Raw genomic sequence first — 11,315 nt, forward strand, 5'->3', positions numbered from 1 at the left:
GTCCGGGGTGGTCACGCTGGCCGTGGCCCGCATGGTCTCGGCATTCACCATCCAGGCGTACTGCTCAAACTTGGCGATGAACTCGTGCAGCAGATCCGCGGTAGTGGGATCTTCCTCGTCCACTTCGTCATGGACCTTGCGCATGGTGCCGACTGCCGCCTCCAGCGCGGCGACAATCCGCTCGATGGCGTCCTTCGTGTTGATCAGGCCCCTCGGGAACTCGGCCAGTGCGGTGGACTTGGAAACCGTGGAGCTACGGCCGTCCGGGAGGGCGTGAAGGGCACGCATGCGCTCGGCGAGGTCATCCGCGAATCCCCGGGCGGCGTCGATGATCTCGTCCAGCTGGAGGTGAAGGTCCCTGAAGTTGGTCCCGACGATGTTCCAGTGTGCCTGCTTGCCCTGAACGTGGAGTTCGATCAGGTCCACCAGTACTGCCTGCAGGTTGGTCGTCAATGTGGGTGATGCTTTCATGAATCCTCCTCGATAGAACCGGTGCCGTACGGGCCGCGCATGCCATTGCTGGCACCCCGGCCGATGCTTCCGACGCTACCGCAGCGCGGCGGCGGGCCGCGATGCTTCTGGGAGGAATTTCTCGGTCAGCTTACTAAGTCGGCTTACTAACCGTTTTGGGGCGGTTTATTCGGCCTCGTTGAGGAAGGGCCCACGCGGGAACACGGCCCGTGTAATGCCGCCGGAGGTGGATTCGGACAGCTGGGTGAGGTAGTCGTTGCGCCGCCGCGGGGTAATCCTGGACTGGGGGTGGAACGGCTGCTCGGGGTCGTCGGCGTAGTGGGCGCTCAGGCCGTCTCGCATGAGCCGGATGGCTTCCGAACGCCGCTGGGACACCGCTGCGTGCGTGGATCCGAGTTCCGCGGCCAGGTCTTTGACCGTGCGGTCGCCGAAGTAGATCTCCTCCACCACGTAGCGCATCCGTTCCGGGAGGGATTTCACGGCGGCCCGAAGGTACTGGAGGCGTTCGTCCGCGAGCACAGAGTGTTCCGGGGTGAGGGTTTCGGCGGCCAGGGTGCCCACCACGGAGGCTTTTGCCCGAGGCGCTGCCGGTTGACCATGGTCAAGGCGCGGTCAGCCCGGCGCCGTCCGGTGCCGTTGCCCAGCCGGTGCTGCAGGAACCACATGAGGCCAAGCACCGCGCCCAGGGCCACGACTACCCGCAGCCCGAGGATCAGTGTCCGGGTCTTCAGTCCGGACCAGGCTGAGGGGATAGCCGGTGATGGCCGGAAAGTCCCGGGCCTTGCTCAGGATGTATGCCCGGTACTCCGCGCTGAGCTCGACCACTTCGGCGAGGCTTTCGAGCACCACGTAGGCGGCGCCGTCGAGCGTCACCAAGTGCGTATCCGGGCTCTCGTGGATGCGTTCAATGAGGTCCGGATTGACCGCGAAGCGCGTTCCGTTGAGGCGTGTGACGACGACCATGGGCCGATTCTGCTCTGTGAGGGGAAGGGTGTTCTCCTCCGTACTGTCGGCACCCGGGGCCCCTTCGTCAGGCGCCGTCGTCAGGCGGCTTGCCAAGGTGCCGGTGCCCGGGGGCGGCCGGCGCAGCAACATTCCCCGTGCCAAGGCCGCCGCGCGGTATTAGGGTGGGACCTGACGGGGCCACCCGGCCCGCCCCGTTCGGCGCCTGTTCCACCGCAGTTCGTCCAGTGCAGTTGGTCCAGTGCCATGAAACGACGGCCGCCCGCCTCATCAGGAAGGCCAGCCGTGGCGCCATTTCCGGATTTTGAGCAGCCGTTGAACCCGTTTCCCCGCTACGCAGCTATGCGGGACAGTGAACCCGTTTTCCAGGACCCGGACACCGGCGTCTGGCACGTGTTCCGCTACGACGACGTGCAGCGGGTCCTGTCCGAACACGCCACTTTTTCTTCCCGGATGGGCGGGGACAACCCCTCCGAAACGGGCCAGCTCTTCGCCGCCAGCCTGGTCAACACGGACCCGCCGCGGCACCGCCAGTTGCGTTCGCTCGTGACGCAGGCGTTCACGCCGCGGGCAGTCGAAGCGCTCGCCCCGCGCATCTCGGAACTGACCGACGAGTTGCTGGAGCCAGCGGTGGCCGGCGGCGCCACGGACCTGATCGAACAGCTCGCCTATCCGCTTCCGGTGATCGTGATCGCCGAACTCATGGGCATTCCGGCCTCTGACAGGGACCGGTTCAAGCTGTGGTCCGACGTGATCGTGAGCCAGACCCGCCCGGGCGCCGACGATTCCGTCCACACGGCAGCCAACCGGGAAATGGCGGAGTACTTCATGGGCATGATCGAGGAGCGGCGGCACCGGCCGGGCAATGATTTGATCAGCGCGCTCCTCGCGGCCGAGATCGACGGGCAGAAGCTCAGCCCCATCGAGTTGCTGGGATTCTGCAGCCTGTTGCTCGTGGCGGGAAACGAGACCACCACCAACCTGATCGGCAATGCGGTGCTGTGCTTCACCGAATCACCGGGCACGGCGGAACGCCTTGTCGCCGAGCCTGCCCTGCTCCCGCACGCCATCGAAGAGGTGCTGCGCTACCGCTCCCCCGTCCAGTCCATGTACCGGCTCTCAGCCGTCGACACGACCGTGCGAGGCCGCACCATTCCGGCAGGCTCGCCGATCATTGCCTGGATCGGTTCGGCGAACCGCGACGGGGAGCAGTTCCCGAGCCCGGACGAGTTCGACGTCGAACGCTCACCCAACCGTCACCTCGCCTTCGGGCAGGGCATCCATTTCTGTCTGGGGGCGCCCCTGGCGCGGCTGGAGGCCAGGATCGCGCTGGAGGCCGTGCTCTCACGGCTGCCGGGGCTTGCGGTAGACCCCGATGCGCAGTTGGAGCGGATGGAAAGCATGATCGTCTACGGGGCGAAACAGCTTCCCGTGACCTGGCAGGCTGCCTGACGGCGGGCACGGCGTCAGGGGCGGCGATCGTGATCGTCTCCGGTGCCCTCGAGGGCGGCCCCGAACCATGTCGGCAGATGGTGGAGCAGGTCGTCCTGGTCGTCTCCGATCCATGCGACGTGGCCGTCCGGCCGGAGCAGGACCGCGGGCGCGTCCAGTTCCCCGCTGGCGTCCGCGACGTGGTCGACCCGATCCTCCCATCCAGCCACGGAGAGTTCGCCGGTCTGGTCCAGCAGGAGCCCGCGGCCTTTGCGGGTGAGTTCGTAGAGACGGCCCCGCGACAGAGGAATGTCGCGCAGTCGCCTGCCGAGCAGCTCGGGTCCTTCGCCGAAGTCGTAGCGGACCCCGATCGCGGTGATCTTCTCGGCCAGGAAACGGCTGACGTCCTCGAAGTCCATCAGCTCGCTCAGCAGCCGCCGCACGGCCTGCGGGCCGGGCTCGGTGGACAGCAGCTCGCTCTGGGCGCGGGTGATGGTCAGCACGCCTTCGGCGACCGGGTGACGCTCGGCGTAATAACTGTCCAGCAGCCCGTCAGGCGCCCAGCCTTTGACCTCAGCGGCGAGCTTCCAGCCGAGGTTGAAAGCGTCCTGGATGCCGAGGTTCAGTCCCTGCCCTCCCAGCGGCGGGTGGACGTGCGCCGCATCGCCGGCGAGCAGAATTCGGCCCACCCGGTATTGCTCGGCAAGCCGCGTGGCGTCGCTGAAACGGGACAGGGAGCGTGGTGAGTGGACGCCGAAGTCGGTGCCTGCGAACTCCCGCAGCTGCGTCCGGAACTCCTCCAGGGTCGGCGGGACCGAGCGGTCCTCGGCCACGGCCGCCGCGGGCACGACGGCGCGGTACAGGCCGTTTCCGGCGGGGCCTATGCCGAACCCCTTGTGGGTCTTGCGCACCTCCTCGGCCACCTCGGCCAGCTGATCCGGCGCCGCGGTCACCTCCACCTCGCCCAGGAGCCACTCGGTCTTGGCCGGCTCGCCGGGGAAGCCGATGCCGAGCAGTCTGCGCACCAGGCTGCGTCCGCCGTCGCAGCCGACCAGCCAGCGCGAGCGCAGCCGTGTGCCGTCAGCAAGTTCGACGCTCACCGCGTCCTCGTCCTGCTCGACCCATGCCACCTCGCAGCCGCGGCGGATCTGGGCGCCGAGCTCACCGGCGCGCTCGGCCAGCAGGCGATCGGTGACCGGCTGGGGGATGCCAAGGACGTAGCCGTGTGCGGTGTCCAGGTTCACCGGCCGGGGCTTGTCGATCCCGGCGAAGCGACCCACGCCGCCGGGATACCGCTGCCCGTGGGCGAGGAACCGGTCCAGCAGCCCGCGCTGGTCCATGATCTCGATGCTGCGCGGGTGCAGGCCGAGCGAACGGACCGCCTGGCTCGGCTCCGCGTCCCTCTCCAGCACGAGCACGTCCACGTCGTGCAGCCGCAACTCGCTGGCCAGCATCATTCCCGTCGGGCCGCCACCGCTAATGATCACGTCGAAAATATGGAACCCCAATCCCAGAAACTCACTTCCCGGATTGCCCGGCTGCGTCCCGCACCCTGAAATGCGGGGGTGAGCCCGATCAGTACTCGCCCTTGATCACGAAGTAGGAGCCGCGAATAACGCCCGCCAGCTTCGACTTTTGGCGGGCGAACTTGAAGCGCGGCGCCAATTCCTCCGGAACTTCCATGCCGTCGGCAAGTTTGAACCCCACCGCTCTCTTCCCGCCGTCCTCGATGCTGTACATGACGTTGACCGACAGCCCCGACTCGTAAAAAACATAGGCCATCCGCAAACCGTCGACTTCGAAGGCGGTCGCCTCCAGCGGGCGGGAGCCGATCACGATCTCGCGTTCATCCCGGAGGATGCGGCTCACCCGGTCAACCACGTCAGGAACTTCGCTCGCGGGGCTCACGGTGAAGGTGTGGCCGTACTTATTCCGGAAATAGCGGGCCTCGTTGGCGCGCAACCCGGCGAGGGCCTCGGAGACGGGGGATGATTCCAAGCCGGCGGTAGAAACGGTCTCAAAGTCAACGATGTACGGCATGTGCCCTCCTGGACAGACGTGTTGGGACCAATGCTAACGCGACGACGTGCTGCCGGACGTCGGAACGCAGGCGCCCCTTTGCCGCCCCTGCGGGCACGATGCGCCGGATGGAAGTCAGGTTGCTGCTCCCAGGCATCGCGGATCTGGACGGTCTTACCCGGCACGGGGGCGTCGATCGCCTTGCCGTTGCCCAGATAGATGGAAATGTGGTTGCCGCCGAAGCTCACCAAGAGGTCTCCGGGTTTCGCTTCGGCGAGGGACGCCACATGGCCCCGATCGTTCTGAACCGCGCCACCGGGCACTGCACGCAGCGGGTGCTCGACGGCCGGGACTTCCCGCTCCGGGCCGAGCTCAACTCGCTCTAGCCGACCCGCCCGGCAAGGCGCGCAGCCCTGCCTTGCGACCGGCTTCACCAGCCTCACCAGAAATGGGCCACGTCCACCACGAACCGGGACCCGGTGCCCGGCCCGGGCAGGGCCAGGACCCGGAACGGCAGCCGGGCGCGGACCCCCAGGCCAATGGTCGAATAGCCCTCGAAGCTGCCCGCCCACGCCACCTGCCGGAAGGTCTGGTAGCCGGTCACGTCAGCCAATTCACTCTTGTTCGCCGGGTTGTAGGTGGGATTGCCGGCGTCGTCATATGCGGGTGCATTGACCGTGAGCTGAATGAAGGCCTGGCCCCGCAACGGGACCGGCAGGCCGGACCCGTCCTGCACCACCGCGGGTACGTAGCGGACGCTGTAGCCGGCCACGGGGCCGTTGAGGTCAATGACCAGCCGGTCAAAGCAGTAGTGCTGACCGGTGCGGACGTTCACCACTTTGGCTTGGCTCATGGCCGGATCCATTTTGCTCAGCGACCCCCAGGCCAGTCCGCAGTACGGGTCCGCGGCGGCGGGCGCCGGCGCAAGAATCCCGAGCGCGGCGGCCATCAGAACAGCCGCGAGCAACGCGTTGACCTTTTTCAACTGGATCTTCTTCAACTGGGTCTTCTTCAAGGCCGCCACCCCCTGGTGCTGCCTGACCCTTGGGCTGGCGGAACAGTCAGCGCAGACCAGACGCTTTCAGCGTAGGCGGGCCCGGCCCGGCGGGCGAGGTTCTCCGCAGTTTCGGCGCCCAACCGTTAGCGTGGCCCGTTGCTGGTCACGGACGGATTGCACGGACCCTGTTCGTGAAGGTCGTTCACGAACAGATAACACCGTCAGCGGCAGGCATGGCCGGGAACGGCGAAGCGCCGGCACCCTCGCGGGTCCGGCGCTTCGTACGGCCTGGCTGTTGCCGGAAGGTTTTAGCCTTCGCAGTCGCGGCAGTACTTCATGCCGTTCTTCTCAAGGGCCACCTGGGACCTGTGACGGACCAGGAAGCACGAGGAGCAGGTGAATTCATCGGACTGCTCCGGAACAACAATGACCGTCAACTCTTCGCCGGACAGATCCGCACCGGGAAGATCGATGCCTTCAGCGGTGTCGTTCTCATCGACGTCGATCACAGCGGTCTGCGCGCCGCCGCCGCGGGACGCCTGAAGGGCCTCCAGCGACTCAGCGGGAGATTCTTCTTCTGTCTTGCGTGGGGCGTCGTAATCGGTAGCCATATCGGGGTTCACTTTCGTTGCTGCGCAGCGCCATTTCAGGCACCTCAGTGAAGCAGTTTAGGACATTATGCATGGAGTAGAGCAATAGTGTGGCCTATCAGACAGAATGAGTCGGACGGGCCCTGGAAACCTGGGCAGCGGCCCCCGGGCGGGGCCCCTCCGCGCGGTGGTCGGGCCATTCGAGTGCGGCATTTCAGTCGACCGGCCAGACCACGAGCGTCTGCCACTTCGCTGGATCGGGTTCGACGCCGGGATCGGTGAGGTAGTACTCCCACATTGCTGCTCCCGGGCTCGCGCCGTCCTGCCGCATCCGCGCCATGATCGCGCCGTAAGTACGCTGCAGTGATTCGTAGGGACCGATGTGCATCGCCTCGTAGGCCTGGCCTGCGGGGAGGGTGCCGGCGACAACCGCCGTTTCCGCGCCACTGGGGTTCGTGAAAGGCGCGGCGAGGGGGAACCCCGCTTCCACGTCGACGACGTCGGTCGGCATGCCGCGGTACAGCGCGAACGGGGGTCCGGCCAACTGGACATGCTGCTCCTGCACCGCACCCATGACGGCGGCGAAGGCACGGCCGAAAAAATCCCGCAACGCAGTCATCGGGACTGTCTCATGCACCACCGCCGTGGGCTGTTCCTTGAGTTGGGCGGCCCTGATGTCCGGGGCCGGCCCCGGGTTCGTTTGAGTCATACCCCAGACTCTGCCGGGACTAATCCACGGTCTAGGGCCTTACGGCCCGCGCCCCCAGGGGAGGTCCGCGCCGTGGTCCAGTAGCGGTCCGGCGCCCGGGGACGGCGCGGGTTCCACCCCGAATAAATAAATGAACTTTATTCATATTAGGTCTTGCCCCGTGCGGCCATCACCCTCAAACTAAATGAACAACGTTCATTAATGTGACGCCCGTCTCACTGGAGTAGCCATGATCGAAATCACGTCCCTCGACACCCCGCCCTCCCTCGCCCGCACGCTGCCCTCCGGCCGGCCGGCACTGCGGATCGGCGTCGTGCAGCACCGCTGGCATCCTGACGCCGCGGGCCTGCACGCCGAACTGGACGAAGGCATCGGGCGCGCCGCCCGGCTGGGAGCCACCGTCGTCTTCCTCCCCGAGCTCACGCTGTCCCGCTACCCCGCGGACACGCTTCCCGAAAATGACGCCGCCCGCGGCGGGACCATGCGCCCGCGGCCCTCGGACATCGCCGAGGACCTGTTCACGGGCCCCACGTTCCGGTTCGCGGCGGACGCGGCCCGGAGGCACGGCACCTGCGTCCACGCTTCGCTGTACCAGAAGGCGGAGAACCCGGACGGCACAGACGACGGCCTGGGCCTGAACACCGCCATCCTGGTGTCTCCCGGGGGCGAACTCCTGGCCCGCACCCACAAGCTCCATATTCCCGTCACGGCAGGCTACTACGAGGACAAATTCTTCCGCCAGGGCCCGGACGGCGACGATGCCTACGAGGTCCACTCCCCCGCCGAACTCGGCGGCGCACGCTTGGGCATGCCCACCTGCTGGGACGAGTGGTTCCCGGAGCTGGCACGGATCTACTCCCTCGGCGGCGCGGAACTCCTGGTCTACCCCACAGCCATCGGCTCCGAGCCCGACCACCCCGACTTCGACACCCAGCCGTTGTGGCAGCAGGTCATCGTGGGCAACGGCATCGCTAACGGGCTGTTCATGGTGGCCCCCAACCGCTGGGGCAGCGAAGGCACGCTGAACTTCTACGGTTCCTCCTTCATCTCCGATCCCTACGGCCGGATCCTCGCCCAGGCACCGCGGGACGAATCCGCGGTGCTCGTCGCGGACCTCGACCTCGACCAGCGCCGGGACTGGCTCACGCTTTTCCCCTTCCTGGCCACCCGACGCCCGGACACGTACGGGCGGCTGACCAAACCGGTACGCCCCGACGCCCCGATCGGCGCCGACACCAGCAAGGCCACCGCATGACCGCGTGGCGGATGCCGTCCGAAACGGCGCCCCAGGACCGTGTCTGGATGGCGTTCCCCACCGGCGGCTACACAGTGGGCGAAACAGCGGCAGAAGCCCACGCCGCCCGCTCCGTCTGGGCCGCCGTCGCGAACGCCGTCGTGGAATTCGAACCGGTCACCATGCTGGTGGCGCCGGCAGATGTGCAGACCGCGGCGGCCTACCTCCACCCGGATATCGAGGTGGTCCCCGCCGCGCTGAACGACGCSTGGATGCGGGACATCGGCCCCACGTTCGTCCTCGACGACGGCGGCCGGCTCGGCGCCGTCGACTGGGTCTTCAACGGCTGGGGCGGCCAGGACTGGGCCGCCTGGGACAAGGACGCGCTCGTGGCGTCGGCCGTCGCGGCCCTCTCGGGGGCCAGCCACCTTGTCTCGCCGCTGGTGAACGAGGGCGGCGGCATCCACGTCGACGGCGAAGGCACGGTCCTCGTCACCGAGACGGTCCAGCTCGATCCGGGCCGCAATCCCGGGCTCAGCAAGGCCGACGTCGAAGCCGAGCTGGGCCGGACCCTGGGCGTGAGCCACGTCGTCTGGCTTCCCCGCGGCCTGACCCGGGATTCGGAACGGTTCGGCACGCGCGGCCACGTCGACATCGTTGCGGCCATCCCGTCCCCGGGCACCGTGCTGGTCCATTCCCAGCAGAACCCGGCACACCCCGACTTCGAGGTGTGCCGGGACATCATCAGCCACCTCGCCACCACCCGGGACGCGGCCGGCCGCGAATGGAACATCATCGAGGTCCCGGCCCCGGAAACCCTGACGGATGAGGAGGGGTTCGTCGACTACAGCTACATCAACCACCTGGTGGTCAACGGCGGCGTCATCGCCTGCACCTTCGACGACCCGATGGACGAAAAAGCCTTGCGCATCCTTGGCGACGCCTACCCCGGCCGCCGGGTAGTCGGCATCGACGCCCGCGAGCTTTTCGCCCGCGGCGGCGGCATCCACTGCATCACCCAACAGCAACCATCCGTCCCCCAGAAAAAGGGTCAGCAATGAGTCAGACTATCGGCCGCGAAGACGGCACCATCACGCACGACGTCGTCGATCCGGCCGGTTCCAAGCACGGCATCTCGGGCAAGGGGCTCAAGGGCGGCCAGCTGGGCCTGCTCGCCGTCGTCGTCCTCGGCATCTCCTCCGTGGCACCCGCCTACAGCCTGACCAGTTCGCTGGGACCCGCCGTCGGCGCCGTGGGCCTGCAGCTGCCGGCGATCTTCATTGTCGCGTTCATCCCAATGATCCTGGTGGCGTTCGCCTACCGTGAGCTCAACGCCGATTCACCGGACAGCGGCACCACCTTCACGTGGGCCACGAAGGCGTTCGGCCCGTTCGTCGGCTGGCTGGGCGGCTGGGGTCTGCTGGCCGCCAACATCATCGTCCTGTCCAACTTGGCCGGCGTCGCGGTGGACTTCTTCTACCTCTTCCTGGCCCAGGTGTTCAATAACCCGGACCTCGCGGACCTAACCTCCAACACAGCCGTAAACATCGTGACGTGCCTTGTGTTCGTGGCACTGGCCGTCTGGGTCAGCTACCGCGGCCTGCACGCCACCAAGCTGGTGCAGTACACCATGGTCGGATTCCAGGTCCTCGTCCTGGGCATCTTCGTCGTCATGGCACTCACCCACGCCGCCTCGGGCGACTCGGGCACCGCGATCGCCTTCAGCTGGGACTGGTTCAACCCGATGAAGATCGGCAGCTTCGAGCAGTTCGCCGCCGGCATGTCACTGGCCGTCTTCGTCTACTGGGGCTGGGACGTCTGCCTCACCGTCAACGAGGAAACCAAGGGCGGCAAGGGTACCGCCGGCCGGGCAGGAACCACGACGGCGGTCGCCGTCCTGGCCCTATACCTCGTCGCGATCGTGGCCACCATGATGGTTGCCGGMACCGGAACCGACGGCATCGGCCTGAACAACCCGGACAACCAGTCGAATATCTTTGCGGCACTGGCTTCCCCCGTCATGGGCCCGCTGGCCATCCTGATGTCCCTGGCCGTGCTCTCCGGCACCGCGTCGTCCCTGCAGTCCACCATGGCCTCACCCGCCCGCAGCCTGCTGGCGATGGGCCACTACGGGGCGCTGCCGCCGCGCTTCGCATCCGTCAGCAAGCGGTTTGGGTCCCCCGGTTTCGCAACGGTGATTGCCGGTGTGATCTCCGGCGGCTTCTACGCCGTCATGAAGGTGGTCAGCGAGAACGTCCTCAATGACACCATCATGGCCCTGGGCCTGATGATCTGCTTCTACTACGGCCTCACTGCCTTCGCCTGCACCTGGTACTTCCGGCACAGCCTGTTCTCCAGCGTCCGCAACTTCTTCATGCGGCTGCTGTTCCCGGTCCTGGGCGGCCTGGTCCTCACCGTGGTCTTCTTCCAGACCGCCGTGGACAGCTGGGCACCGGAATTCGGCAGTGGCTCGGAGGTCTTCGGCGTGGGCCTGGTGTTCATTCTGGGGATCGGCATCCTCGCCCTCGGCGTCGTGATCATGCTGGTCGCCGCGAAACTGCATCCGGGCTTCTTCCGGGGCGAGACCATCCGGAAGGACACCCCCGCCCTGGTGGTTCCGGAGTAGCCTCCCAGCAAGGACCCGCCGGCCCGGGTGAGCTCGGAGCCGGCGGGTTTTTGCGTGCGTCCGTGTCCCGCAGAGCTGCCAGGCATGTTGAGGAACATCTCCCCGTGCTAGATTCACGCTGTCTGCATTTCCGCGGGCTCTAGCGCAGCCTGTTCCGGGCGCGGCAATTTGGGGGAAATTTTTATGCTGCTATTCGACCGCGTCCGGTCTCTATCAATTCCGTTGTTCCTCGTTGTGGTCATGATGCTTTCCCTGACACCGCTTGCCCCCGCCTC

At 66.9% G+C, this 11,315-nt stretch carries 14 protein-coding genes; 5 read left to right on the top strand and 9 right to left on the bottom strand.

Features of this window, described 5'->3' with window-relative positions:
- The 3 genes from AC1D1S_RS15070 to AC1D1S_RS15080 form a co-directional block, all read right to left on the bottom strand.
- Positions 1 to 471, bottom strand: a 471-nt coding sequence (locus AC1D1S_RS15070) for a Dps family protein (protein ID WP_476994821.1), incomplete at its 3' end; no start/stop codon positions are given.
- Between the two features lie 165 nt (positions 472 to 636).
- The gene (locus AC1D1S_RS15075; RefSeq protein ID WP_476994822.1) at positions 637 to 1,032 is read right to left on the bottom strand and encodes a sigma-70 family RNA polymerase sigma factor; all 396 of its coding nucleotides are present in this window, start codon (positions 1,030 to 1,032) and stop codon (positions 637 to 639) included.
- A gap of 51 nt (positions 1,033 to 1,083) precedes the next feature.
- A complete protein-coding gene (locus AC1D1S_RS15080; protein ID WP_243182228.1) occupies positions 1,084 to 1,434 on the bottom strand; it encodes a flagellar FlbD family protein in 351 nt (116 codons plus the stop codon).
- 285 nt (positions 1,435 to 1,719) lie between these two features.
- Here AC1D1S_RS15080 and AC1D1S_RS15085 point away from each other — a divergent pair, with 285 nt between their 5' ends.
- The gene (locus AC1D1S_RS15085; protein WP_243182227.1) at positions 1,720 to 2,886 is read left to right on the top strand and encodes a cytochrome P450; all 1,167 of its coding nucleotides are present in this window, start codon (positions 1,720 to 1,722) and stop codon (positions 2,884 to 2,886) included.
- Between the two features lie 14 nt (positions 2,887 to 2,900).
- On the opposite strand, the gene rox is transcribed toward AC1D1S_RS15085, so the two are convergent.
- The 3 genes from rox to AC1D1S_RS15100 form a co-directional block, all read right to left on the bottom strand.
- Entirely contained in the window at positions 2,901 to 4,361 is a 1,461-nt protein-coding gene (rox, locus tag AC1D1S_RS15090) for a rifampin monooxygenase (protein ID WP_243182237.1), read from the bottom strand.
- Between the two features lie 79 nt (positions 4,362 to 4,440).
- On the bottom strand, positions 4,441 to 4,863 hold the full coding sequence (locus AC1D1S_RS15095; protein WP_243182226.1) for a phage tail protein: 423 nt from the start codon (positions 4,861 to 4,863) through the stop codon (positions 4,441 to 4,443).
- Entirely contained in the window at positions 4,770 to 5,132 is a 363-nt protein-coding gene (locus tag AC1D1S_RS15100) for a hypothetical protein (RefSeq protein WP_243182236.1), read from the bottom strand. Before AC1D1S_RS15100 ends, AC1D1S_RS15095 begins: the two co-directional genes overlap by 94 nt.
- Between AC1D1S_RS15100 and AC1D1S_RS15105 the strand changes: the two genes are divergently transcribed.
- Positions 5,013 to 5,270: a hypothetical protein gene (locus tag AC1D1S_RS15105; protein WP_243182238.1), complete on the top strand. Its 258-nt coding sequence runs from the start codon at positions 5,013 to 5,015 to the stop codon at positions 5,268 to 5,270. The genes AC1D1S_RS15100 and AC1D1S_RS15105 overlap by 120 nt on opposite strands.
- A 53-nt stretch (positions 5,271 to 5,323) precedes the next feature.
- On the opposite strand, the gene AC1D1S_RS15110 is transcribed toward AC1D1S_RS15105, so the two are convergent.
- The 3 genes from AC1D1S_RS15110 to AC1D1S_RS15120 form a co-directional block, all read right to left on the bottom strand.
- Positions 5,324 to 5,833, bottom strand: a complete 510-nt coding sequence (locus AC1D1S_RS15110) for an AMIN-like domain-containing (lipo)protein (RefSeq protein ID WP_243182235.1) — start codon at positions 5,831 to 5,833, stop codon at positions 5,324 to 5,326.
- Between the two features lie 356 nt (positions 5,834 to 6,189).
- On the bottom strand, positions 6,190 to 6,492 hold the full coding sequence (locus AC1D1S_RS15115) for a DUF4193 domain-containing protein (protein WP_018775830.1): 303 nt from the start codon (positions 6,490 to 6,492) through the stop codon (positions 6,190 to 6,192).
- Between the two features lie 193 nt (positions 6,493 to 6,685).
- Entirely contained in the window at positions 6,686 to 7,180 is a 495-nt protein-coding gene (locus AC1D1S_RS15120; RefSeq protein ID WP_279294500.1) for a GyrI-like domain-containing protein, read from the bottom strand.
- Positions 7,181 to 7,409: 229 nt separating this feature from the next.
- Between AC1D1S_RS15120 and AC1D1S_RS15125 the strand changes: the two genes are divergently transcribed.
- The 3 genes from AC1D1S_RS15125 to AC1D1S_RS15135 are packed head-to-tail and all read left to right on the top strand — an operon-like array spanning position 7,410 to position 11,040.
- The gene (locus tag AC1D1S_RS15125) at positions 7,410 to 8,435 is read left to right on the top strand and encodes a nitrilase-related carbon-nitrogen hydrolase (RefSeq protein WP_243182225.1); all 1,026 of its coding nucleotides are present in this window, start codon (positions 7,410 to 7,412) and stop codon (positions 8,433 to 8,435) included.
- Positions 8,432 to 9,475, top strand: coding sequence for an agmatine deiminase family protein (locus tag AC1D1S_RS15130; RefSeq protein ID WP_476994823.1), 1,044 nt, complete (start codon positions 8,432 to 8,434; stop codon positions 9,473 to 9,475). The genes AC1D1S_RS15125 and AC1D1S_RS15130 overlap by 4 nt, the downstream gene beginning before the upstream one ends.
- Complete coding sequence (locus AC1D1S_RS15135; protein ID WP_243182223.1) at positions 9,472 to 11,040, top strand: APC family permease; 1,569 nt, start codon at positions 9,472 to 9,474, stop codon at positions 11,038 to 11,040. The genes AC1D1S_RS15130 and AC1D1S_RS15135 overlap by 4 nt, the downstream gene beginning before the upstream one ends.
- Positions 11,041 to 11,315 lie beyond the last annotated feature (275 nt).

The sequence above is a fragment of the Arthrobacter sp. P1_A5 genome (assembly GCF_056406825.1).